This window comes from Bradyrhizobium macuxiense, from assembly GCF_007993935.1.
In the GTDB taxonomy this organism is placed as follows: domain Bacteria; phylum Pseudomonadota; class Alphaproteobacteria; order Rhizobiales; family Xanthobacteraceae; genus Bradyrhizobium; species Bradyrhizobium macuxiense_A.
The window spans coordinates 306,638-330,463 of sequence record NZ_VITY01000005.1 but is presented as its reverse complement, the minus strand read 5'-3'; the positions used below and the strand labels follow the sequence as shown (position 1 = coordinate 330,463).

General features: G+C 66.0%; 24 protein-coding genes. 13 read left to right on the top strand and 11 right to left on the bottom strand.

Going from position 1 to position 23,826, the window contains the following annotated elements; all coding sequences use genetic code 11:
* Window positions 1-133 precede the first annotated feature (133 nt).
* From lspA to arfB, 5 genes are all read left to right on the top strand, one after another.
* Complete coding sequence (lspA, locus tag FBZ93_RS15960) at window positions 134-631, top strand: signal peptidase II (RefSeq protein ID WP_146986865.1); 498 nt, start codon at window positions 134-136, stop codon at window positions 629-631.
* A gap of 100 nt (window positions 632-731) precedes the next feature.
* Window positions 732-1,463, top strand: a complete 732-nt coding sequence (locus FBZ93_RS15955; RefSeq protein WP_146986864.1) for a hypothetical protein — start codon at window positions 732-734, stop codon at window positions 1,461-1,463.
* Between the two features lie 150 nt (window positions 1,464-1,613).
* A complete protein-coding gene (locus FBZ93_RS15950; RefSeq protein ID WP_208764019.1) occupies window positions 1,614-3,005 on the top strand; it encodes a M16 family metallopeptidase in 1,392 nt (463 codons plus the stop codon).
* A complete protein-coding gene (locus tag FBZ93_RS15945) occupies window positions 3,002-4,366 on the top strand; it encodes a M16 family metallopeptidase (protein WP_433995412.1) in 1,365 nt (454 codons plus the stop codon). Before FBZ93_RS15950 ends, FBZ93_RS15945 begins: the two co-directional genes overlap by 4 nt.
* 338 nt (window positions 4,367-4,704) lie before the next feature.
* On the top strand, window positions 4,705-5,124 hold the full coding sequence (gene arfB / locus FBZ93_RS15940; protein ID WP_146986861.1) for an alternative ribosome rescue aminoacyl-tRNA hydrolase ArfB: 420 nt from the start codon (window positions 4,705-4,707) through the stop codon (window positions 5,122-5,124).
* Between the two features lie 211 nt (window positions 5,125-5,335).
* On the opposite strand, the gene FBZ93_RS15935 is transcribed toward arfB, so the two are convergent.
* Window positions 5,336-5,650 (bottom strand): hypothetical protein, encoded by a 315-nt coding sequence (locus FBZ93_RS15935; RefSeq protein WP_146986860.1) that lies wholly within the window; start codon window positions 5,648-5,650, stop codon window positions 5,336-5,338.
* A 402-nt stretch (window positions 5,651-6,052) separates the two neighbouring features.
* Between FBZ93_RS15935 and FBZ93_RS15930 the strand changes: the two genes are divergently transcribed.
* From FBZ93_RS15930 to FBZ93_RS15915, 4 genes are all read left to right on the top strand, one after another.
* The gene (locus tag FBZ93_RS15930) at window positions 6,053-6,373 is read left to right on the top strand and encodes a c-type cytochrome (protein ID WP_167529072.1); all 321 of its coding nucleotides are present in this window, start codon (window positions 6,053-6,055) and stop codon (window positions 6,371-6,373) included.
* Window positions 6,374-6,769 carry a VOC family protein gene (locus FBZ93_RS15925; protein ID WP_146986859.1) on the top strand — a complete coding sequence of 132 codons (396 nt, stop codon included), beginning with the start codon at window positions 6,374-6,376 and terminating at the stop codon, window positions 6,767-6,769.
* Between the two features lie 103 nt (window positions 6,770-6,872).
* Window positions 6,873-7,421, top strand: a complete 549-nt coding sequence (locus FBZ93_RS15920) for a gluconate 2-dehydrogenase subunit 3 family protein (protein WP_146986858.1) — start codon at window positions 6,873-6,875, stop codon at window positions 7,419-7,421.
* A gap of 24 nt (window positions 7,422-7,445) precedes the next feature.
* On the top strand, window positions 7,446-9,014 hold the full coding sequence (locus FBZ93_RS15915; protein ID WP_146986857.1) for a GMC family oxidoreductase: 1,569 nt from the start codon (window positions 7,446-7,448) through the stop codon (window positions 9,012-9,014).
* 75 nt (window positions 9,015-9,089) lie between these two features.
* Here FBZ93_RS15915 and FBZ93_RS15910 read toward each other — a convergent pair whose 3' ends face one another.
* Window positions 9,090-9,410 carry a ribbon-helix-helix domain-containing protein gene (locus FBZ93_RS15910; protein ID WP_146986856.1) on the bottom strand — a complete coding sequence of 107 codons (321 nt, stop codon included), beginning with the start codon at window positions 9,408-9,410 and terminating at the stop codon, window positions 9,090-9,092.
* Between the two features lie 233 nt (window positions 9,411-9,643).
* Between FBZ93_RS15910 and mutL the strand changes: the two genes are divergently transcribed.
* Complete coding sequence (gene mutL, locus FBZ93_RS15905) at window positions 9,644-11,461, top strand: DNA mismatch repair endonuclease MutL (RefSeq protein WP_146986855.1); 1,818 nt, start codon at window positions 9,644-9,646, stop codon at window positions 11,459-11,461.
* A 278-nt stretch (window positions 11,462-11,739) separates the two neighbouring features.
* Here mutL and FBZ93_RS15900 read toward each other — a convergent pair whose 3' ends face one another.
* From FBZ93_RS15900 to FBZ93_RS15890, 3 genes are all read right to left on the bottom strand, one after another.
* Complete coding sequence (locus FBZ93_RS15900) at window positions 11,740-12,354, bottom strand: hypothetical protein (protein ID WP_146986854.1); 615 nt, start codon at window positions 12,352-12,354, stop codon at window positions 11,740-11,742.
* Window positions 12,355-12,471: 117 nt separating this feature from the next.
* Window positions 12,472-13,029, bottom strand: a complete 558-nt coding sequence (gene rsmD, locus FBZ93_RS15895; RefSeq protein WP_146986853.1) for a 16S rRNA (guanine(966)-N(2))-methyltransferase RsmD — start codon at window positions 13,027-13,029, stop codon at window positions 12,472-12,474.
* Between the two features lie 6 nt (window positions 13,030-13,035).
* Window positions 13,036-15,108 (bottom strand): pseudouridine synthase, encoded by a 2,073-nt coding sequence (locus FBZ93_RS15890; protein ID WP_146986852.1) that lies wholly within the window; start codon window positions 15,106-15,108, stop codon window positions 13,036-13,038.
* Window positions 15,109-15,252: 144 nt separating this feature from the next.
* Between FBZ93_RS15890 and FBZ93_RS15885 the strand changes: the two genes are divergently transcribed.
* Window positions 15,253-15,699 carry a nucleoside deaminase gene (locus FBZ93_RS15885; protein WP_246667505.1) on the top strand — a complete coding sequence of 149 codons (447 nt, stop codon included), beginning with the start codon at window positions 15,253-15,255 and terminating at the stop codon, window positions 15,697-15,699.
* 255 nt (window positions 15,700-15,954) lie between these two features.
* On the opposite strand, the gene FBZ93_RS15880 is transcribed toward FBZ93_RS15885, so the two are convergent.
* A complete protein-coding gene (locus FBZ93_RS15880; protein ID WP_146986850.1) occupies window positions 15,955-16,860 on the bottom strand; it encodes an alpha/beta fold hydrolase in 906 nt (301 codons plus the stop codon).
* A 115-nt stretch (window positions 16,861-16,975) separates the two neighbouring features.
* On the opposite strand from FBZ93_RS15880, the gene FBZ93_RS15875 reads away from it, so the two are divergent.
* Complete coding sequence (locus FBZ93_RS15875; RefSeq protein ID WP_076864913.1) at window positions 16,976-18,208, top strand: acyl-CoA dehydrogenase family protein; 1,233 nt, start codon at window positions 16,976-16,978, stop codon at window positions 18,206-18,208.
* Between the two features lie 97 nt (window positions 18,209-18,305).
* Here FBZ93_RS15875 and purD read toward each other — a convergent pair whose 3' ends face one another.
* The 4 genes from purD to FBZ93_RS15855 form a co-directional block, all read right to left on the bottom strand.
* Entirely contained in the window at window positions 18,306-19,583 is a 1,278-nt protein-coding gene (purD, locus tag FBZ93_RS15870) for a phosphoribosylamine--glycine ligase (protein ID WP_146986849.1), read from the bottom strand.
* Window positions 19,584-19,680: 97 nt separating this feature from the next.
* Complete coding sequence (locus tag FBZ93_RS15865) at window positions 19,681-19,980, bottom strand: winged helix-turn-helix domain-containing protein (protein WP_146986848.1); 300 nt, start codon at window positions 19,978-19,980, stop codon at window positions 19,681-19,683.
* Between the two features lie 4 nt (window positions 19,981-19,984).
* The gene (locus FBZ93_RS15860; protein ID WP_146986847.1) at window positions 19,985-20,536 is read right to left on the bottom strand and encodes a hypothetical protein; all 552 of its coding nucleotides are present in this window, start codon (window positions 20,534-20,536) and stop codon (window positions 19,985-19,987) included.
* Complete coding sequence (locus tag FBZ93_RS15855; protein WP_146986846.1) at window positions 20,533-21,075, bottom strand: DUF2306 domain-containing protein; 543 nt, start codon at window positions 21,073-21,075, stop codon at window positions 20,533-20,535. The genes FBZ93_RS15860 and FBZ93_RS15855 overlap by 4 nt, the downstream gene beginning before the upstream one ends.
* Window positions 21,076-21,224: 149 nt before the next feature.
* Between FBZ93_RS15855 and xseA the strand changes: the two genes are divergently transcribed.
* The gene (gene xseA / locus FBZ93_RS15850) at window positions 21,225-22,841 is read left to right on the top strand and encodes an exodeoxyribonuclease VII large subunit (protein WP_146986845.1); all 1,617 of its coding nucleotides are present in this window, start codon (window positions 21,225-21,227) and stop codon (window positions 22,839-22,841) included.
* A gap of 82 nt (window positions 22,842-22,923) precedes the next feature.
* On the opposite strand, the gene FBZ93_RS15845 is transcribed toward xseA, so the two are convergent.
* The gene (locus tag FBZ93_RS15845; RefSeq protein ID WP_146986844.1) at window positions 22,924-23,754 is read right to left on the bottom strand and encodes a dienelactone hydrolase family protein; all 831 of its coding nucleotides are present in this window, start codon (window positions 23,752-23,754) and stop codon (window positions 22,924-22,926) included.
* Between the last annotated feature and the right edge of the window lie 72 nt (window positions 23,755-23,826).

Genomic DNA, 23,826 nt, shown 5'->3' with positions numbered 1-23,826 from the left:
CACGGGAGCAGGGACCCATAACCACCGCTGTCTAGAATGGACTGAAGTTGATGACCCCGAGTCATTCAAACAATACCCGACACGGCGTATGGGTCCCGGCCTTCGCCGGGACGACACCTTTGACGGGAAGCCGATGACCCCTCCCGTTCGCGCCGGTGTGCTGGCGGCGGTCATCACCCTGATCGCCGACCAGGCCTCCAAGCTCTGGCTGCTCCATGTCCTCGACATCGCACGCCACGCCCCGGTGACGGTGACGCCGTTCTTCGACCTGGTGCTGGCCTGGAATCCCGGCATCAGTTTCGGCTGGTTCCAGAGCGAGACCCCGGCCGCCCAGATCCTGCTGATGGTGATCAAGGCCGCCGCCGTGATCGCGCTGGCGATCTGGATGGCGCGGTCGCGGACCTGGCTTGCGACGGTGTCGCTCGGCCTGATCATCGGCGGCGCGATCGGGAACGGCATCGACCGCTTCGCCTACGGCGCCGTGGTCGATTTTGCCTTGTTTCACGTCGAGATCGCCGGAAAAGCCTATAATTGGTACATCTTCAACCTCGCCGACGTGGCGATCGTTGCTGGCGTGGCGGCCCTATTGTATGATTCCGTCATGGGGACCCCCGCCGTAAAAGCGCCCTGATCCCGGCCGATACGAGCCGGTCGGCGGCCGACCTGCACCCAGCGGAACTGTGCGCTAAGCCAGTGATCGCTTTGGCGAATTTTGAAATGGGGAAAGCGCGATGCGCAACACCAAAGCCCGCGGTTACCTGATCGAGACGTCCCGGCTGCCGCTGATGCGCGGCCTGCGTCTGGCTTTCGTTGCGGCCGGGATTGGCCTCGTCATGACCGCTGGCCCGGTGCGTGCCGGCGACGACGAAGATGACGGCGATGACGGCCTGACCTTCGAAGAGCGGATCATCGACAATCTGATGACCGGCCTCGGCGCCAAGAGCGCCGCCAGCAAAGGCATCGACTACCGCGAGCGCTCGCCGCTGGTGGTGCCGCCGAAGCTCGACCTGCCGCCGCCCGCCTCGACCACGCAGGTCAACGCGCCGAACTGGCCGAAGGACCCTGATATCGCCGCCCGCAAGGCCGCGATCGCGGCGCGCAAGAAGGAAGTGAAGAAGGAGCCGTGGCAGCAGGCGATGCCCCTGACCCAGGCCGAGATCGAGGCCGGACGGAAGCAGCAGACCGCCACCGACGGCAGGAAAGAGCCAATGGAGCCCGGCGTGAGCACCAATCCGTCGCTGATGCCGAGCCAGCTCGGCTACAACGGCGGTCTGCTCGGCATCTTCAAGGGCAACAGCAGCGAGTCCAAGCCGTTCACGGGTGAGCCGACGCGCGACTCCCTGACCGAGCCCCCTCCGGGCTACCAGACGCCGTCTTCAGGCTATGCCTATGGCACAGGCCCGATGAAGCCGAAGGGGCTGGAAGGCCAATACGACGTCATGACCGGAAAACCGCTGCAGTGACGCTTGGCCGGTTGGGCGAAGGCTGACATGAGCAAAGCTTAATGCGGGTGGACGTCGGTCTCTCCGCTTCGTGACGACGGGCACGGAGACGACCGTGTACGATGGCTTGCTTTCGCGCCCCGGCTGTGTGTCCGGGCTTTCATAAGGACCATGATGCCCTCACGCCGATCGATTGCCCTGTTCGCTGCCGCCTTTGTTTCAACCATCCCGCTGTCGGGCACCAGCCTCCGCGCCCAGACCACCGTCACCTCGGAACGCCCCGCGAGCTTCACGCTCGACAACGGCCTGCAGGTCGTGGTGATCCCCGATCACCGCACGCCGGTCGTGACGCAGATGATCTGGTACAAGGTCGGCTCCGCTGACGAGACGCCCGGCAAATCGGGCCTTGCGCATTTCCTCGAGCATCTGATGTTCAAGGGCACCGCCAAGCACCCGGCCGGCGAGTTCTCGCAGACCGTGCTGCGCGTCGGCGGCAACGAGAACGCCTTCACCTCCAACGACTACACCGGCTACTTCCAGCGCGTGCCGCGCGAGCAGCTGCCCACCATGATGGAATTCGAGGCCGACCGCATGACCGGCCTGATCCTGAAGGACGAAAATGTGCTGCCCGAGCGCGACGTCGTGCTCGAGGAATTCAACATGCGGGTTGCCAACAACCCGGATGCCCGGCTCACCGAGCAGATCATGGCCGCGCTCTATCTCAACCATCCCTACGGCCGGCCGGTGATCGGCTGGCACCAGGAGATCGAGAAGCTCGACCGGGAGGATGCGCTCGCCTTCTACCGCCGCTTCTATGCGCCGAACAACGCGATCCTGGTCATCGCAGGCGATGTCGACGTCAAGGATATCCGCCCGCTGGTCGAGAAGAATTTCGGCCCGATCCCGGCGCAGAAGGCAATCGCCGAGAAGCGCGTGCGGCCGCAGGAGCCGACACCGGCCGCGCCGCGCACCGTGACGCTGTCGGATCCGCGCGTCGAGCAGCCGAACCTGCGCCGTTACTATCTGGTGCCCTCGGCGACGACAGGGGCGGCGGGCGAGAGCCAGGCGCTCGACGTGCTGGCGCAATTGATGGGCGGCGGCGCCAACTCCTACCTCTATCGCTCGCTGGTGATCGACAAGGGCCTCGCGATCTCGACCGGCGCCGGCTATCAGGGCACCGCGCTCGATCCGTCGCAATTCTCGATCGCGGTGACGCCGAAGCCGGGCGTCGAGTTCGCCCAGATCGAGGACGCGATCGACAAGGTGATCGCCGATCTCGCGCAGAACCCCGCGCGCGCCGAGGATCTCGAACGGGTCAAGACCCAGCTCATTGCGGAAGCGATCTACGCCCAGGACAACCAGGCGACGCTGGCGCGCTGGTATGGCGGCGCGCTGACCACGGGCTTGAGCATCGACGACATAAGAAGCTGGCCGGAACGCATTCGCGCCGTCACCGCCGAGCAGGTGCGCGCCGCAGCCGCCACCTGGCTCGACAAGAAGCGGTCGGTGACCGGCTATCTGATCAAGGATACTGCGCCGAAACGCGAGGAGAAGCGCTCGTGACCTATTCCCTCACCCGCCGCGCGGCGCTGATCGGCGGCGCATGCGCCGCGATGCTGGCGCTGACGTCAGTGCCCTCGCAGGCCGCGGCCAAGATCCAGCGGCTGGTATCGCCCGGCGGCATCGAGGCGTGGTTCGTGCAGGACGCGACCGTGCCGCTGATCGCGATGGAATATTCCTTCGGCGGCGGCGCCAGCCAGGATCCGCCCGGCAAGCCCGGCGTCGGCAATCTGGTCGCCGACCTGCTCGACGAGGGCTCCGGCGATCTCGATTCCAAGACCTATCACGAACGGCTCGAGCGCCGCGCCATCGAGCTCAGCTTCCAGTCCAACCGCGACCAATTCCGCGGCTCGCTGCGCATGCTCAAGGACAACAAGGACGAAGCCTACGATCTGCTGCGGATGGCGCTGACCTCGCCGCGGTTCGAACCGAAGGACGTCGAACGCATCCGCGCCCAGGTGATCTCGAACCTGCGCCGCGAATCGACCAATCCGTCCTCGCTGTCCGGCCGCAAGTTCCTCGAGCTCGCGTTCGGCGATCATCCCTATGGCAGGACGGCGACCGGCACGCTCGAGAGCGTGCCCACCATCGAGATCTCAGACCTCAAGGACTATGTCCGCCGCATCATCGCCAAGGATACGCTGCGGATCGCCGTTGTCGGCGACGTCGACGCCGACACGCTCGGCAAGCTGCTCGACAAGACCTTTGGCGACCTGCCGGCCAAGGCCGAATTGACGCCGGTTCCCGACGTCGTGGCGACCAAGCCGCCGCAGCGCGCCTTTGTCCCGCTCGATGTGCCGCAGACCATCGTCACTTTCGGCGGTCCCGGCATCAACAGGCACGATCCGGATTTCATGGCTGCCTATGTGGTGAACCACATTCTCGGCGGCGGCGGGCTGTCGTCGCGGCTCTACAAGGAAGTGCGCGAGAAGCGCGGGCTTGCCTACTCGATCTATGAGGCGCTGCTCTGGATGGATCACTCCGCGCTGTTCATCGGCAACACCGGCACCCGCGCCGACCGCGCCGGCGAGACCATCGATGCGATCGAGGCGGAGATCCGCCGCATCGCCGAGCAAGGTCCGACGCAGCAGGAGCTCGACGAGGCGAAGTCCTATCTGAAAGGCTCGCAGATGCTGGCGCTCGACACCTCCTCCAAGCTCGCGCAGGCGATGCTGCAGTACCAGCTCGACAAGCTGCCGATCGACTACATCGAGAAGCGCAGCGCCATCGTCGATGCGGTGACGCTCGACGACGTCCAGCGGGTCTCCAAGCGGCTGTGGGGCAACGGCCTGCTCACCGTGGTCGTCGGCCGCGCCCCGCAAGCCGCCGCGCAACCGGTGTCGGCGCCGCCGAAGGCGAACTGAGGCGCGTCGGCGCGTCCGCCTTTTCAGACGCACCACCGTTGTGGCTACCCCTCTCCCCACCCTCCCCCGCAAGGGGGGAGGGAGCCTGCGAGGCGTGCTCACCTCACATCGTATCCTCACCTGGATCGCGCAGATCGCGTCGAACGCTGATCTTTCGATCGTCAGGGACGCGCAAGCGGATGGGCTCCCTCCCCCCTTGCGGGGGAGGGTTGGGGAGAGGGGTGAGCCACACACGCCGGCGCCAGACGTAGCCGACGCGACATCAACCCGGCCCGAGCACACGCAACACAAACCCGCTATCCTGCGGCCGCCGATTCTTCCCTGCACCGGGTGATGTCATGCTGCGGGTGGCCCGCGACCTTACGATCGACGAGAACGATATTGAGATCGTGTTTGTCCGCGCCTCCGGTCCGGGCGGGCAGAATGTCAACAAGGTCTCGACCGCGGCCCAGCTCCGCTTCGACACGACGAAGATCGCGCTGCCGCCGGACGCCGCGCAGCGGCTGGCGCGGCTCGCCGGCAGCCGCATGACCAAGGATGGCGTGATCGTGATCCAGGCGTTCCGCTTCCGCACCCAGGAGCGCAATCGCGCGGACGCCATCGAGCGGCTGCTTGAGATGTTGAAGGAAGCGATGGTGCGGCCGACACCGCGGCGGCCGACCAAACCGACGCTCGGCTCCAAGCAGCGCCGGCTCGAAGGCAAGAAGCGCCGCAGCGACATCAAGGCCGGCCGCGGCACGCGCCGTTTCGACGACTAGAGCGTTTTCGCGCGAAGTGGATATCGGTTCGCGTGAAGAAAACGCGTCAAAGGAACAGGGAGCACCGGACGCAGCGCATGCGCTGCATCCGGGATCCGATCATCGCGGGACGAGATCAGGCAAACGCAGAACGCGTTTACGCGGAGATCATGTTCAAACAAGAAGCCGAAGCGCGATAGCGCTTCAGCACATCTCATCGCGTCATCGCGCCTTAGTACTTCTTGGTTCCCGGCGCCATCTCGGAACCGCCGGGCTTCGGCGTCGTCGCGTGGCCGCTGCTGCTGCCGACCGTTCCCTTGCTGCCCGACTTGGCGCTGGTGCCGCTCTTCTGGCTCGGTGACGTCGGCTGCGCCGCCATTTCCTCATCGCCACTGCCGGACATGCCGCCGCCCTGCTGCATCGTTCCTGCGCCCGCTGCGCCGCCGCGAAGCTGGGTATTGGGTGTCGCCGCTCCCTGTGCCAGGACGGGGCCGGCCATCGCGGCCGTGATGGCAAGGGCGAGCACGCTGGTTTTTGCAAACGTCATCCATTTCTCCTGGACTTTGATTGACGATGGACGGAGCGGCGCAGGTCGTGCGCCGTTTGCAGCGCCGACCCTAAACCCCATCGCGCGAGACTGAATTTCCGCAAACGGCGCACACGCAATGCAAGCTGCGTCGTGTGGTGATCGTGCAGGGATTTCGCGGTCATTTTGCGGATTTGTCGTCCGCATATGCGGCAGCGACCGGTTCCGCGCCAAACCACCGCCCTTCTTTGTTCTGCCGTGAAACAGCCCGCTACTACCAACGGCGGATTTCAGCCTCCTACAGTCACGGCACAGAGGGCGGTGATGTATATGACAAAGCTGCGCGCAAGGTGGGCTGCAGGATGGACGTTGGCGCTGGGATTTTGCAGCGCAATGCTTGCAGTGCAAATTGCGGCCGCGCAAATGCCCTTGCCTGCCGCCAAGCCGCCCGACGGGGCGACGCTGTTCAAGCAGCAATGCGCGACCTGCCACACGTCAAACACGTCGGATCCGGTCCGGCAGGGACCGTCGCTCTACAAGATCGTCGGCCGCCATGCCGGCAAGGCTGACGGCTTCAAATATTCCGCTGCTTTCGCCAAGGCCGATTTCGTCTGGGACGATGCCAGGCTCGATGCCTGGCTGACCAACCCGCAAGAGGTGATCCCGGGCAGCGTGATGGCCTATCGGCAGGCCAAGCCGGAAACCCGCGCCATGATCATCGCCTATCTGAAGGAGCTGAACTGAATGGCGAAACCCGTGCACTCGATGATCCGCGTGTTCGACGAGGCCAAGGCGCTCGACTTCTATCACCGCGCATTCGGCCTCGAGATCGCGGACAATTTGCGCTTTCCCGATTTCGCGCTGATCTATCTGCGCCATCCGTCCTCGCCCTTCGAGGTCGAGCTCACGGTCAATTTCGATCGCAAGGAGCCCTACGCGCTCGGCGACGGCTACGGCCACCTCGCCGTCGTCGTCGATGACGTTGATGCCGAGCACGCGCGCTTCGAACAGGAGAAGCTGTCGCCCGGTCCGCTGCGCGACTTCAAGCATGACGGCCGGACGCTGGCGCGCTTCTTCTTCGTCTCCGATCCCGACGGCTACAAGATCGAGGTGATCCAGCGCGGCGGGCGCTTTGGCTAGAGCATGATCCGGAAAAGTGGCTACCGGTTTTCCGGCAAGATCATGCTCAGACAAAATGATCCAACTGCAAATCCAAACAGAAAATAAATTACGGAGGAAACCCATGAGAGAAATCGATCGACGCAGCAGATATGACCGGCGTGTGTTTCTCAAAGGCGCAGCCGTCACCGCCCCCGCCGTTGCAATCGCGACATCGACCGGGCTCGGTATCACCGATGCCTGGGCCGAAGACGCTTCGACGCTGACACCGGCCACGATGAAGACGCTGCTCAAGGTCGCGCGCGACATCTATCCGCACGATTTCCTCGGCGACAGCTACTACATCACGGCGGTCAAGCCATGGGATGCCAAGGCCGCGAAGGATCCGGCGGTCAAATCACTGATCAATGACGGCGTAGCCCGGCTCGATCAGGAAGCCAACGAGCGCCACAAGATGCCCTATGCGCAGGTCGCCTGGGAGAACGATCGCGTCGCGCTGCTGCAACGGATCGAGACAAGCGCATTCTTCCAGCAGATCCGCGGCGATCTCATCGCCTCGCTCTACAACAACAAGGAGGTCTGGCCGCGGTTCGGCTACGAGGGCTCCTCCGCCGAGCATGGCGGCTACATCAAGCGCGGCTTCGCCGACATCGATTGGTTGCCGAAGGTTTGAACGGACAACGCCAAGGAGGAAGCTATGGCAAAATTCGATCTGAATGACAGCGGCGTTGTCGTGATCGTCGGCTCCGGCGCCGGCGGCGGAACGCTCGGCAATGAACTGGCGCAGAAGGGCATCAAGGTCGTGATCCTGGAAGCCGGGCCGCGCATCGAGAACCAGGATTTCATCAACGACGAATGGGACAGCTTCAGCCAGCTCGCCTGGTCCGACGCTCGCACCACATCGGGAAGCTGGCGCGTGCACAAGGACTTTCCCAGCATTCCGGCCTGGATCGTGAAGGCGGTCGGCGGCTCCACCGTGCACTGGGCCGGCGCCTCGCTGCGCTTCGACGAGCACGAGTTCAAGATCAAGTCGGCTTACGGCAACATCCCCGGCGCCAATCTGCTGGACTGGCCGATCACGCTCGCCGAGATGGAGCCCTATTACGCCAAGGCCGAGAACAAGATGGGCGTCACCCGCACCAACGGCATTCCCGGACTGCCCGGCAACAACAATTTCAAGGTGATGGAGGCCGGCGCCAAGAAGCTCGGCTACAAGGAGGTACACACCGGACGGATGGCGATCAACAGCGAGCCGCGCGACGGCCGCGGCTCCTGCCAGCAGATCGGCTTCTGCTTCCAGGGCTGCAAGTCGGGCGCCAAATGGTCGACGCTCTACACCGAGATCCCGAAGGGCGAGGCCACCGGCAATCTCGAGGTGCGCCCGGGCAGCATGGTGATCAAGATCGAGCATGATCAATCCGGCAAGGTCACCGGCGTGGTCTATGCCGATCAAACCGGCGCGATGCAGCGCCAGAAGGCCCGCGTGGTCGCGGTCGCCGGCAACTCGATCGAGAGCCCGCGGCTGCTGCTCAACAGCGCCTCCAGCATGTTCCCGGATGGCCTTGCCAACTCATCCGGCCAGGTCGGCCGCAACTACATGCGGCACATGACCGGCAGCGTGTATGCGAGCTTCGAGAAATCGGTGCACATGTATCGCGGCACCACGATGGCCGGCATCATCCGCGACGAGGCCGCCAACAACCCGAAGCGCGGCTTCGTCGGCGGCTACGAGATGGAGACGCTGTCGCTCGGCCTGCCCTTCATGGCGGCGTTCCTCAATCCCGGCGCCTGGGGCCGCAGCTTCACCAGCGCCATGGAAGGCTATCCGCGGATGGCCGGCATGTGGCTGGTCGGCGAGGACATGCCGCAGGAGACCAACCGCATCACGCTGGACCCGAACGTCAAGGACAAGTTCGGCATGCCGGTCGCGAGCGTGCATTTCGACGATCACCCGAACGACGTCGCGATGCGCGATCACGCCTACAAGCAGGGTGCCGCGGTCTATGAGGCGGTCGGCGCCACCGTGACCTATCCGACGCCGCCCTATCCCTCGACCCACAACATGGGCACCAACCGGATGAGCGAGAAGCCGCGCGACGGCGTGGTCAACAAGTTCGGCCAGACCCACGACATCAAGAACCTGTTCGTCTCCGACGGCAGCCAGTTCACGAGCGGGGCGGCGTGCAACCCGACCCTGACGATCGTGTCGCTGGCGATCCGCCAGGCCGACAGCATCGCCGGCGCAATGCAGCGCAAGGAGATCTAGGTCCCTCTGACTGAAGCGGCCTTGTCCGTCGGGACAAGGCCGCTTTTTCTTTTGGGTCGCGGATGGGCGGAAATTCTATTCCGCGGCGTCCATGATCGCTGTCGTGGGGCGATAGTCCGGAACCACCGCCGGCGCATTGGCCTTGGCGCGATAGATCAGGCAGGAGCAGCGCAATAGCGACGCGAAATTGTTGACCTCGCCGTGATGGTCGAGCACCTCGTTGTGCAAGGTGGTGAGGAACTTGGCTAGCGTCATGCCTTCCTTGGCCGCGATTTCCTCCAGCGTATCCCAGAACGACATTTCCAGCCGGATCGAGGTGCAATGGCCGTCGATCCGCAACGATCGGGTCTGCGATTCATAGTCGCGTTGCGGCTGGTGCGCGAAAAGATGGCACATGGCGTTCCTCCGGCAAGAACTTATAATTTTTCTAAACGATATACCTGCGCCTGCGGCCCCACAATCGCCACGTAGGACGTAGCCGCCGCACACGCGAAGGTGAGTGTCTTCAAGGCGATAGGCTGGCTCCATCCCCAGCTAAAGGCAGCCATTCGCGGACCGGCCCATGCATTTGGCCGGCCGGCCGACTAGAATGCCGCCCAACCTCGAATCCGTGTCCGATCGCGCAATCCATGCCCGTCCGCCAGCTTCCCGAACAGCTCGTCAACCGCATCGCCGCCGGCGAGGTGGTCGAACGCCCTGCGAGCGTGGTCAAGGAACTGGTCGAGAACGCGATCGACGCCGGCGCCAGCCGGATCGACGTGTTCACCGATGGCGGCGGGCGGCGCCGGATCGGCATCACCGACGACGGCGGCGGCATGACGCGGTCGGACCTTGCACTCGCGGTCGACCGCCACGCCACCTCCAAGCTCGATGATGAAGACCTGTTGCGCATCCGCACGCTCGGGTTCCGCGGCGAGGCGCTGCCGTCGATCGGCGCGGTCGCCAAACTCGGCATCACCACGCGTCATGCCAGCGAGCCGCACGCCTGGTCGCTGTCGGTCGAGGGTGGCGAGAAATCGGAGATCATGCCGGCTGCGCTCGGCCAGGGCACCCGCGTCGAGGTCAATGAACTGTTCTACGCGACGCCGGCGCGGCTGAAATTCCTCAAAACCGACCGCACCGAGGCGGAAGCGATCCGCGAAGTGGTGCGGCGCCTCGGCATGGCGCGCCCCGACATTGCCTTCACGCTGGCCGGCGAAGAGCGCGCGCCGGTCACCTGGGCCGCAGCGCTGCCCGGCGCGGCCGGCCGGCTGACGCGGCTCGGCGATATCCTCGGCGCGGATTTCCGCGCCAGCGCGATCGAAGTCCGATCCGAGCGCGAGGGCGTCGTGGTCGAGGGCTTTGCCGCCGCGCCGTCGCTGACCCGCGCCAATGCGCTCGGGCAATATCTGTTCGTCAACGGCCGCCCGGTGCGCGACAAGCTGATCCTCGGCGCGGTGCGCGCGGCCTATTCCGACTATCTGCCGCGCGACCGCCATCCCGTGGTGGCGCTGTTCGTGACCTGCGATCCGCAGGAGGTCGACGCCAATGTGCATCCAGCCAAGACCGAAGTGCGCTTCCGCAATGCCGGCCTGGTGCGCGCGCTGATCGTGCACGCGCTCAAGGACGGTCTCGCGCGCGAAGGCCGGCGCACCGCGGCCAACACCGCCGACGGCGCGACATTGCAGGCGTTCCGCCCGGCCTTCACGCCACCGCGTCCGGGCAATTGGGACTGGCGCAGCTCGCCGTCCTATCCGGCTGGTCCGATGCGCGGCTTCGAGAGCGCGGCGGCGACCGCCTTCGCCGAGCCCGGACAGGCCGCCTTCGATGTCGGCGCGCCGACCGCCGATGTGCGCTTCGAGGCCGCACCCGCGCCCGATCTGCTCGACAGGCCGCTGGGCGCCGCGCGCACCCAGATCCACGAAACCTACATCGTCTCGCAGACTCGCGACGGCCTCATCGTGGTCGACCAGCACGCGGCGCATGAGCGCATCGTCTATGAGAGGCTGAAGGCCTCGCTGGCCAAGAACGGCGTGCAGCGGCAGATCCTGCTCATCCCCGAGATCGTCGAGCTCGACGAAGCGACCGTCGAGAAACTGCTCGACCGGGCCGAGGAGCTGGCCTCGTTCGGGCTCGCGATCGAATCCTTCGGTCCCGGTGCGGTCGCCGTGCGCGAGACGCCCTCGCTGCTCGGCAAGGCCAATGCGGCCGGCCTGCTGCGCGACCTCGCCGAGCACATGGCGGAGTGGGACGAGGCGCTGCCGCTGGAGCGCCGGCTAATGCACGTCGCCGCCACCATGGCCTGCCACGGCTCAGTCCGCGCCGGGCGCCGCCTCAAGCCGGAAGAGATGAACGCGCTGCTGCGCGAGATGGAAGACACGCCGAACTCCGGCCAGTGCAACCACGGCCGGCCGACCTATGTCGAATTGAAGCTGAGCGATATCGAGAAGCTGTTCGGGCGGAGATAGTCTCGGTCCCCGTCGTCCCGGGCAAGCCAACGGGTCGGCGCGAAGCGCCGCTCGATGACAGGCTACGCGCGACCTGGGACCCATAGCCACCAATGTCTGGTTTGAGAGAAGCTGGGGCCGCAGCTCGCTTCCACGCTGCGCATCTGTGGTTATGGGTCCCTGCTTTCGCAGGGACGACAGGTCGGCCGTAGGATGGGTGGAGCGCAGCGATACCCATCAATTTCCGTCCGCGCGGCACGACGATGGGTATCGCTGCGCTCCACCCATCCTACAAGTTCTTACCGCGTGAAGACCTCCAACGCCGTGCGCAGCTGCGCGATCCATTCGTCGCCGTGCTCGAACCCGCCTGCCGCGATCCGCTCGCAGACTTGAACGAGACCTTGATCGTCGGATGAAGTCCGGTCCCCGGCCAATTGCCGTGCGATCGCGACATAGCCGTCCGTCAGCAGCACCAGGCCGGGTGCGCGCGCGGCGGCATAGTTCTGACGCGCGCCGCGAAAGATGTCGATCGCCTCGTCATAGCGGCCAAGCGCCAGGTCGAAGGCGCCGACCAGCCAGGCGCCCGTTCCGAGCCGCGCCGGTCCAAGCTCCAGCTCCTGCACAAGATCCAGCGAGTGCTCGGCAAGGTCGCGCGCCGCCAGCAGGTGAGCCGGATCGATCGGCTTGTCCGAAACACCCCAGCCCGGCCAGCAATCGGCCGCGGCGTTGAATGTCATCCGCTGAATCATCCCGAGCGCTTCGTGCGCGTCGGCATCGAGCGCGCCGCGACGGCGCCCGATCTGGTCGGCGGCGTCACGCGCCGCCGCAAGCAGCGCGGTGTCATCGCCCGCGCCGCGCAACGCCTTGACGCGCGTCTCCAGCTGAACTGCGAGCCCGGCGAGAGTATCGGCCATGGTTCACGCTCCGAAAGCCGTGATTGGTCCGTCGTAAGGTGGAATAGTCCAACCGGTCCGAGCCCGATGACAATCTCCACCGTGGCGCAGCATAAGGTCGAGGGAGGCCGGTGCGCCCTACACTTTTTCGCGAAGGAAGACGAATTCCGTGTCGTCATAGGCCCGCCGCTCGAGCTCCTCAAAGCCGTCGGGCGCCGCGAACGCCGCGGCCTTGGCCTCCTCCACCACCAGCAGCGCGCCCGGCGTCAGCCAGCCGCCGTCACGCAATGAGGCCAGCGCCTTGTCGGCGAGGCCCTTGCCGTAGGGCGGATCGAGAAACACCAGCGAGAACGGCTCGACCGGATGCGCCGGCCCGAGGTCGGTGGCATCGCGGCGATAGACCTTGGTGGTCCCGCCGAGGCCGAGCGACTCGACATTGTTGCGCAGCAGCGCCCGCGCCTCGGCGCCGTTGTCGACGAACAGCGTGAACTTTGCGCCGCGCGAGGCCGCTTCGATGCCGAGCGCGCCGGTGCCGGCAAACAGATCGAGCACGCGGGCGTCCTCGATCGGATTATCGTAGGCGTGGACCAGGATGTTGAACACGGACTCGCGCAAGCGATCCGCGGTCGGCCGGATCTCGCGGCCCGAGGGCGACGCGAGATTGCGGCCCTTCAGCCTGCCCCCGACGACCCGCATCGACGTTTACTCGTCCTGCGGCTTGAAATCGCGCTTGCCGTGATAGCCGCGCTTGGGACGGCGCGGCGGGCCGTAGCCGTTGGCCTCGTCCTCGTTGCGGGCACGGGCTTCCTCGCTGCCGGTACGCTGCACCAGCACGCGGCGACCCTTGCGGTCGTTGATGGTTTCGCGCTTGGCCTTCGGCTTCTTCGCGGGGGCATCGTCGCCAGCGTCACGCTGCTCCGGCCGCGTGAAGTCGGCACCGGCGATCTTGGCGATCTTCTCGCCGAGCTGCTCGCGCAGCACCCGCGTCTTGACCTCCTCGACCTTGCCCTCCTCGAGCTCGGCGAGCTGGAACGGCCCGTAGGAGATCCGGATCAGTCGGTTCACCTCGAGCCCGAGATGCGCCATCACGTTGCGCACCTCGCGGTTCTTGCCCTCGCGGATCGCGAACACCACCCAGACGTTAGAGCTCTGGTCGCGCTCCAGCGTCGCATCGATCGGTCCGTATTTGACACCATCGACCTCGACGCCGTCCTTGAGCTGATCGAGCTGCGCCTGCGTCACCTCGCCATGCGCGCGCACGCGATAGCGGCGCAGCCAACCGGTGTCGGGATGCTCCAGCGTCCGCGCCAGCCCGCCGTCATTCGTCAGCAGCAGCAGGCCCTCGGTGTTGAAGTCGAGCCGGCCGATCGAGATCAGGCGCGGCAGGCCCTCGGGCAGATTGTCGAACACGGTCGGCCGTCCGTCGGGATCGGCATGCGTCGTCATCAGCCCGCGCGGCTTGTGATACATGAACAGCCGCGTCCGCTCGCGCGGCGGCAACGGCTTGCCGTCGACCGCCACGACATCGTTGTCGGTGATGTCGAGCGCCGGCGAGTTGATCACACGTCCGTTGACCGTGACGCGCCCCTGCGTGACGATCTCCTCGGCATCGCGGCGCGAGGCGAGGCCGGCGCGCGCCAATACCTTGGCGATGCGCTCGCCTGATTTCTTCGGCTTCGGCTCGGGACGCTCGCGGCGATCGTCTGAGGTGCGCTCGCGATAGGCACCGCGGCCGCCGAACGCCGGGCGCTTCGTGAAGATCCTGCTGTCATCCTCGTTGTCGCGGCGCGGCCGGTCGGAGAAGCGACCCTCGCTGCGCGGATGCTCCTGCCAGTCGGTGCGGCCTTCCGGTCGCTCGCGGCGGCGGCTGTCACGGCGATCACCGCCGTCTTCATCCTGTTTCCAGCGCGGCCGGCTGAACTTCGGACGATCGCCCTGTTCACGATCGTCGCGGGACCTGGAGAACCGCGGACGCTCATCGCCACCGCGATCGTCGCGCGATCGCGAAAAGCGCGGACGCTCGTCACCGCCACGATCGTCGCGCGGTTTGCGGTCGCGCTTCTGCCAGGGCTTCTCGTCACTGCGGTCGCGGCCCTCGAAGTCGCGGTCGCGCTTGAAGCGCGGCCGATCGCCGAAATCGCGGCGCGGTGCATCGCCATCCTCGCGGCGGCGGAACGGACGGCCCTCGCCCTTGTCGCGGAACGAACCCTTGTCGCGATCGCCGCGCGAAAACTTCCGGTCGTCGAACTTGCGCTCGGCGCGCTCACCGCGCGGCGCAAAGGAACGCTTCTCGCCGTCACGCTCGCCGCGCGGCGTATAGGGACGCTTCTCGCGATCGCCAAAGGACCGCTTTTCACCGAACTTGCGATCGGATGACCGGCCTTCCGACCGCGGACCACGCTGCGGACGATCGCCTGCGTCAAAATCGCGGCGCTCGCCGCGCGGCTTGAACGGACGCTTGCCGCCCTCGCCATCGCGCGCCGGCCGATCGCGGAACGGCCGGTCGCCACGGGGACGATCGTCACGGCTGAATCTGGGCTTGTCGCCGAAATCGCGGCGCGGCGGACGGTCTTCGCGGTCGCCGCGATAAGGCCGCTTGTCGCCATCGCCCTTACCGGCGAAGTCCTTGCCGGCAAAGCCGCGCTTGGCGAATTTCTTGTCCGGTGCACGCGCGGCGCCGGAGCGGCCTTTGCCGCCGCTGGCGCGGTCTCGGCCACCGCCCGGCCGATCACGCCGGCCGCGGGAATCGTTGTGTTTGTCGCTATCGCGGGGCATGAATGTTCTCGCCTGGGCGTTCAATTGGGGTGCAAGGGCCAACCGGGTCGTGCGCGCCCCGTTGGCAGCGCGCTTGACGCAAAACCGGCATCCACTTTTGCTGAAGGCGAAGCTACTAGCAGGTTTCTTCGGATGATACGAGGCATGTCGGCCCCCTCTTTCATGGATTTGGCGCTGAAAACGGCCGAAAATGCCGGAAAATCGGGCGAAGTTCCGATCGGATGCGTCATCGTGCGGGGCTATGAGGTGATCGCCACCGCCGGCAACCGGACATTGACCGACCGCGACCCCACCGCGCACGCCGAGATCCTGGCGATCCGGCAGGCCGCCGACGCCATCGGCAGCGAACGGCTGGTCGATTGCGACCTCTATGTCACCCTCGAGCCCTGCACCATGTGCGCCGGCGCGATCTCCTTTGCCCGCATCCGCCGGCTGTATTACGGCGCCGCCGACCCCAAGGGCGGCGCGGTCGAGTCCGGCGTGCGGTTCTTCGCGCAGCCGACCTGCCACCACGTGCCGGAGGTCTACGGCGCGGTGGGAGAGACCGAAGCGGCGACGCTGCTGCGCGAGTTCTTCAGGGAGCGGCGGTGACGAAGCCGCAGCCCGGATGGAGCGCAGCGTAATCCGGGAGCCCATCCGCGGAGACCGTCCCGGATTTCGCTTCGCTCCATCCGGGCTACGAAGCGGGCAGCAAGGTATCCCCGTCATCCCCGCGCAAAGGCTTCGCCTTTGTCGCTGGAGGAGCGCGTAGCGCGTCTCGAAGGATCGACGGCCACCGGCCGGGCCGTGCATCCTTCGAGACGCGCGCAAGAGCGCGCTCCTCAGGATGACGGTGCAAGCGCGAGGTTACCCCGCCAGGAAAAACTCCCGCAGCAGCTTCGCCGTCGCGTCCGGCGCTTCCTCGGGGAGGAAATGTCCTGACGCCACCGGCGCGCCGCTGACATTGGTGGCCCAATTCTTCCAGGTGTCGAGCGGTGTCGTCGCCGCGCTGGCGACACCGGCATCGCCCCACAGTGCCAGCATCGGGATCGTGATCTTGTTGCCGGCCTCGACATCGGCCTTGTCGATCTCATAATCGGCATAGGCACCGGCGCGGTAGTCCTCGCACATCGCGTGGATCCGCGCGGGATCGCGGAATGGCGCGAGGTAATGCTCGAGCGCACGCGGATCGATCGCATCCAGCGTCTTGGTCCGGGTCTGGCTCGCCATCTTCTGCTTGAGGAAGAATTCGCCATTGCCCGAGATCAGCGTCTCCGGCAATGGATAGGGCTGCGCCAGGAACGCCCAATGGTAGATCTTCAGCGCCGACAGGCGATTGAGCTTCTGCCAGTAATCATAGGTCGGCGCGATATCGAGCACCGCGAGCTTCGACAGCCGGCCGGGATGATCGAGCGCGAGCCGGTATGACACCCGGCCGCCGCGATCGTGGCCGGCGAGCGCGAAATGCACATGGCCGAGCTGCTCCATCGCCTCGACCATGGTCTTCGCCCAGGCGCGCTTGGTATAGGGGGTGTGATCCTTGTCGCTCTCGGGCATGTCGGACCAGCCGTAGCCCGGCAGGTCGGCGATGATCAGCGTGAAGCTGTCGTCGAGTTTCGGCGCAACGGTGTGCCACATCACATGCGTCGAGGAGAAGCCGTGCAGCAGCAGCAAGGGCGGCCCCTTGCCGCCGACGCGGGCGAAGATGCGGCCCTGCGAGGTGTTGATCCATTTCGACTCATAGCCGGGAAAAAGATCAGCGAGATCAGGCATCGGTAGCTCCTCCCGGCCGCGTGCGCCGTGCTTCAAACTTTGTTCGGCGTTGCCGCTGGCCTGGTTTATGCCATCCTGAGGTCCTGCCAACAACAACATGAAACGAGGAAGTGCCATGTCGATCGATTTTGAGATTCCCGCCGAGGCCAAGGCGATCCGCGAGAAGGTTCGCAAATTCGTGCACGACGAGTGCATTCCGGCGGAAAAGGAACTCGACACCAAGCCGCTTGCCGAGGTGCTGGGACCGCTGCGAAAGAAGGCCCGCGCGCAGGGCCTGTGGTGCCCCTTCGTGCCGAAGGAGTATGGCGGTATGGGCCTCGGCCCGCTCGCCAATGCGCTGGTGCAGATGGAGCTCGGCGAGAGCATGCTCGGCGCGCTCTCGATGAACACGCAGGGACCGGACGACGCCTCGATGATGACGATCCTGGCGCACGGCACCGAGTACCAGAAGGAAAAATTCCTCAAGCCCCTGCTGAATGGCGAGAAGCGCATCTGCTTCTCGATGACCGAAAAGGCCGCCGGCGCCGATGCCACCGGCATGCAGACCACGGCGGTGAAGGACGGCAACGAGAACTACATCCTCAACGGCGAGAAATGGTTCTCCTCGTCGGCGAGCGTCGCCGATATGGCGCTGGTCATGGCAAAGACCGATCCGAACGCGCCGCGCCACAAGCAATACTCGACCTTCATCGTCGAGCTGCCCAACCCCGGCTACCGCATCAAGCGCAACGTCGCCAACATGGCGATCGAGGGGCCGCACGACGACGTGATCCATGGCGGCCACTCCGAGATCGAGATCAAGGATCTGAAAGTGCCCGCCGACAACCTGCTCGGCGGCGAGGGCAACGGCTTCAACATGGGCCAGCATCGCCTCGCCTACGGCCGGCTCCGCCACGGCATGCACAACGTCGCCAAGGCGCAGCGCGCGCTCGACATGGCGGCAGCCCACGTCACCAAGCGCTCGACCTTCGGCCAGCTCTTGGCCGATCGCCAGGCGGTGCAGTTCATGCTCGCCGATTGCGCCAGCGAGCTCTATATCGGCCGGCTGATGCTGCTTCACATCGCCTACAAGGCCGAGAAGGGCCTCGACATCCGCCAGGAAAACTCGATTGCGAAAATCTTCCACGCCCACATGGTGCACAAGGTGATCGACACCGCGATCCAGCTGCACGGCGCACTCGGCTTCAGCCAGGATACGCCGCTGGCGAAATGGTACACCCAGGTGCGCTCGCAGCGGCTGGTCGACGGCCCGGATGAAGTGCACAAGTGGAAGATCGGCAAGAACGTCATCAAGGCGTTCCGCGAGCACGGCACCACGGCCAGCGCGGCGGGCGGGGACTTGCTGTAGTTAATCGTCATTGCGAGCGAAGCGAAGCAATCCACTCCTCCACACAGGGGATAGATGGATTGCTTCGTCGCTTCGCTCCTCGCAATGACGCGGTGAGCTAGGCCTTCTCCGTCTCCACCGCCTGCCAGGCGATGTCGCGGCGGCAGAAGCCTTCCGGCCATTTGATGCGATCGACGGCCTGATAGGCGCGGTCGCGCGCTTCGGTGACCGTCTTGCCCATCGCGCAGACGTTCAGCACGCGGCCGCCATTGGCGAGAATTGCGCCGTCCTTCGCCACCGTGCCGGCGTGGAAGATCTCGACGCCGTCGACCTTGGCGGCGTCATCGAGGCCGTCGATCCGCGTACCCTTGATGTAGTCGCCGGGATAGCCCTTGGCCGCCATCACCACCGTCAGCGCCGGGTCCGGGTACCAGCGCAGATCGAAGTTCTTCAATTGCCCGTCGATCGAGGCGAGCAGCGCCGGCACGATGTCCGACATCATCCGCAGCATCAGCACCTGGCACTCAGGATCGCCGAACCGGACATTGTATTCGAACAGCTTTGGGCCCTGCGCGGTCAGCATCACGCCGGCATAAAGCACGCCCTTGAACGGGATGCCGCGGCTCTTCATTCCGGCGACCGTCGGCAGGATGATCCGCATCATGATCTGGTCGTGGACCTCGGGCGTCACGAACGGCGTCGGCGAATAGGCGCCCATGCCGCCGGTGTTCGGGCCCTTGTCGTGATCGAACACCCGCTTGTGGTCCTGCGCGGTCGCGAGCGGGATCGCGGTCTCGCCGTCGCACAGCGCGAAGAAGCTGATCTCGCGGCCCGAGAGGAATTCCTCGATCACGACCTCGGCGCCGGCCGAGCCGAACGCACCCTCGAACATCATCGCAATGGCAGCCTCAGCCTCGGACAGCGTCTGCGCCACCACGACGCCCTTGCCGGCGGCGAGCCCGTCGGCCTTGACGACGATCGGCACACCCTGGGCACGGACGTAGGCAAGCGCATCCCTCGCATTGTCGAAGCGGCGATAGGCGCCGGTCGGAATGCTGAACTCGCTGCAGAGGTCCTTCGTGAAGCCCTTGGAGCCCTCGAGCTGCGCGGCCTGCTTGCTCGGCCCGAACGCCTTGATGCCGACATCAGCGAGATCGTCGACGATCCCGGCAGCCAGCGGCGTCTCCGGACCGACCACCACCAGATCGACCGCGTTGCGCCGGCAGAATTCGATCACCGCGGCATGGTCGGCGACATCGAGTGCGACGCATTCGGCCTCGCGCGCGATCCCGGCATTGCCCGGCGCGCACCAGAGTTTCGTCACCAGCGGGGATGCGGCGATCTTCCACGCCAGCGCATGTTCGCGGCCGCCGGAACCGAGCAGGAGGATGTTCATCAGGTACAGGCTCAAAAGGGTGTAAGAGCTGTGTCGGTCGCACGAATCCCCGCCGGCCCGCAAGGGGCGACGGGGCCGATTCCCCCGTCATTCCCCCTCACGGCTGCTTGCCGGCGATGATCTCCTGCAGGGTCGCGACATGGCGGGCAAAGGCGCCACGGCCGGCCGCGGTCGCCGTCACGGTGGTCTGCGGCTTCTTGCCGACGAACGCCTTGTCGACGGCGACATAGCCGGCCCTCGCCAGCGTCTCGATATGGGCGCCGAGATTGCCGTCGGTGGCGCCGGTCAGCTTCTTCAGCCTGGCGAATTCAAGCCCGGTCGAAACCGGCAGCGCGTTGAGCGCCGCCATGATCCGCAGCCGCAGCGGCTGGTGGATGATCTCGTCGAGGTCGGCCATCGCGTCAGATCCGGCGCATCCAGAGCCCGCCGAGAACGAGCGCGCCGCCATGTACCAGCGCCATCCACAACAGCAGTGCCGGACCGGCGTAGAAGTAGGCGGTCACGATCAAGGCGCTGCTGCCGAGCGCGATCACAATGAAGGCGTAGCCGAACCACAGGCCGGCGAGCGCGTAAAACAGCATCGTGAAAACCGGCCAGAACACCAGCATCTGGCGCGGTCCGAAATGGCCCAGCACCACCGAGCAGAAAATGCCGAATGCGATGAAGAGCAGGAACGCCATCAGCAAGCGGATGGCGAAAGCGCCCGCCCCCGGACCTGTACCGCTGAACGTGGCAATTGCGATTGAGCCTGCTATGCCGACGAGATCGACGACGGCCCAGATCGCATAGCCCTGAGGCGGCCATGTGTAGTTGGCGATGTAGCCCAGGAAGACCAACACGCCCCACATGATGATGATCAGACTGGCGGTCTGGTAGATTTGCGATTGGCGGAGGCGATGCACGATGTCGTTGATGTCGTTCAGCGCCGCGCTGGCCTGCTGGCTATCGATCATGATGGCACCCCACTCTGCTCGGCGAGATTGGCGGACAAAAGCGGCGCCTCCGCCGGCGGACGATATTTGCCGATCAGGACATAGGCGATCGTCATGGTCGCGATCGACAGCCCCAATGCCACCAGCCCGACCTGCCCGCGCGTCGTCAGCGGCAGCAGGCGCACCGCGATTTCGGTTGCTGCCGCTGATATCAGCGACACGTAGGACCAGGAGATGAAGGTGTAGTGCTGCAGTCGCCAGTTCATCGGGCGCGGGCTGCGCAGCAGCGGAACAACCGCCGCCACGATGCAGGCGAAGTTCATGATCGCGCCGAGGTGGAACAGGTTGAAGGCGCCGGTGAACCGAAAGACCAGCATCGCGGTCCCGTCGGCGACCAGCATGGCGTAGACGTAGAAATAGCCGCGCGCCCGGTGGCCGGCGCCGCGCTTTGGCCGCAAGAACTGGATCAGCCCGACACCGATGCACAGCAGCGCCACGGCGGCATGAACCGCGCCGGCCGCGGAATGGACGAAACCTGCCAACGTCGCCTGCGGGATCATCGGTCAGCCCTCTGGCCAATTCGTCTTTTAGCCGATTACAGAGAACTCTGTATCACAGAGTATATGGACAAACAAGCGCGCGCATTGGCGATGGCGGGCAAAAGTCCCTACGTTGCGGTGAAGCTCACAAACAGCCGAATCACCTGCAAATGACTGCTGCCGCGCCGAATCTCGTCAACGCGCCCGAATTCACCGTCTCGGAACTCTCCTCCGCCCTGAAGCGGACGGTGGAGGACCGGTTCGGCCATGTCCGCGTTCGCGGCGAGATCTCCGGATTTCGCGGCCCGCACTCCTCCGGCCATTGCTATTTCGCGCTGAAGGACGAGAGCGCCAAGATCGAGGCGGTGATCTGGAAGTTCGCCCACGCAAGGATGCGCTTCAAGCCGCAGGAAGGCCTCGAGGTCATCGCCACCGGCAAGCTGACCACCTATCCGAACTCCTCGAAGTACCAGATCGTCATCGATTCGCTGGAGCCGGCCGGCGTTGGCGCGCTGATGGCGCTGATGGAGGAGCGCAAGAAGAAGCTCGCGGCCGAAGGCCTGTTCGACGAGGCCCGCAAGCAGCTGTTGCCCTGGCTGCCCGAGGTGATCGGCGTCGTCACCTCGCCGACCGGCGCCGTGATCCGCGACATCCTGCATCGCCTGGAAGACCGCTTTCCCCGCCGCGTGCTGGTCTGGCCGGTCAAGGTGCAGGGCGACGGCTCGGCCGAACAGGTCGCGGCCGCGATCCGCGGCTTCAACGCGCTGCCGGAAGGCGGCCGGATTCCGCGCCCCGATCTCTTGATCGTCGCGCGCGGCGGCGGCTCGCTGGAGGACCTGTGGTCGTTCAACGAGGAGATCGTGGTCCGCGCCGCGGCCGACAGCCACATCCCGCTGATCTCGGCGGTGGGCCACGAGACCGACATCACGCTGATCGATTTCGTCGCCGACAAGCGCGCGCCGACGCCGACCGCGGCTGCCGAAATGGCGGTGCCGGTGCGCAGCGAGCTGTTCGTCGAGGTCCAGGCGCTCGCCCGCCGCACCATGGTGTGCTGGCAGCGCGCCCAGGAGGCCCGCCGCACCGAGCTGCGTGCCGCGGCGCGCGCGCTGCCTGCGGCGAACGAACTGCTCGCGATCCCGCGGCAGCGGCTCGATCATCTCGCCGCCGGGCTGCCGCGCGGGCTGAAGGCCAATACGCACGCGCATTTCCGCCGCTTTGCCGCGTCGAGCTCGCGGCTCACCATCGGCGTGCTGCGCGGCCAGGTCGCGCATGCGCGGCAGCGGCTCACCGCATCCGGCGAGCGCATCACACTGTCGGCGCGCGCGCTGCTGCATCGCAGGCGCGAGCGTTTCAGCGGGCTCGAGATCCGGCTCAAGGCCTCGAAGCTCGCCAATGCCAAGGCGCAGCGCAACGCGATCGCCCGCGATCTCGAGCGCACCCACCGCCTCGCCGAGCGCGCCCGCCGCGCGCTGCTGACGACGATGCAGCGGCTCGAAGCACGGGTCGCCCATCGCAGCCAGCTGCTATCGGCGCTGTCCTATCGCGGCGTGCTGGCGCGCGGCTTCGCGCTGGTGCGCGACGCGCAGGGACGCGCGATCCATTCCGCCGCGGCGGTCGGACCCAACGCCGACGTGTCGATCGAGTTCGCCGATGGCCGCGTCGCCGCCACCACCAATGCCGATCAGCCGACGGCGACGCCCGAGAGCCAGCCGAAGCCTCAGCGCGAGGCGAAACCGGCGGCGCCGAAGCGCGTCACCAAGCCGGTCGACCAGGGCAGCTTGTTCTGACCTTTTTTTGGAGCATGATCCACGCGCAAACGCTTCGCGTTTGTCGCGGGGAAAACCGCTGCGCACTTTTCCGGATCATGCTCTAGCGCGACAGCCACTCCGCGACCTGCTTCTGCGCGTCCTTGCGCGCATCCGCATCGGTGCCGATGTGACCGCGTTCAGCGATCTCGGCATCGGAGGCCGCGACCGCATGCAGCGGCAGATTGGCACGGTCGAAATCGTGATAGGCCTCGGGATAGACCACGATCTTTGCAAGCGCGCTGCGGCCGTGCGCGCCGTCGACCATCTGGTGGCAGGCCGATGATGAGGTGACATCGTCGCGCGCGCCGATCAAAACCAGCGTCGGCACCCGCGCGCTCCAGCCGAGACCGAACGAGGTGCGGCAATCCGGGTAGAACGCGACGGCCGAGCGGAAGTCCGGCTCGCCGTTGCGCGACCACATCTGCGGCCGCACCGCCCACAGCAAGGCGGCCGCGCCATTGCCCCAGCCGATCAGGCTGATGCGGCTCTTCGCCACCCATTTCTGCTGCACCAGCCACTGCCGCGCGGCATTGATGTCCGCAACCCGGGCACGGCGGGTCTGGACCTGGTGCTCCCTGATGCGGCACTGCGGACCCAGCTCGCGCGAGCCGTAACTGTCCGGCAGCAGCACCGCATGCCCTGACGTGAGCAGTTGCTCGGCCCAATCGCGGTAGCGCGGCAGCACGGCCTCGGAGCGTCCGGCGAGACCGCCGCAGCCATGCAGTGCGATCACCGTCGGGAACGGGCCGTCGCCGTCGGGCCGGTAGAGCTGCGCGTGCAGCGTGACATTGCCATCGGGAATCTCGACCTGACGCGGGGCCGGCAGCGGCGCCGCGGCCGCGGCCGGCACGGCAAGCATCGCGAGGCACATGAAAACTGACTTGAGGCGCATCCGATCCGGCCGGCTCGTCATGGCGCTGCAAACACAGCGGACCACATCCGCAACGCTACCATGCGCTTTCGC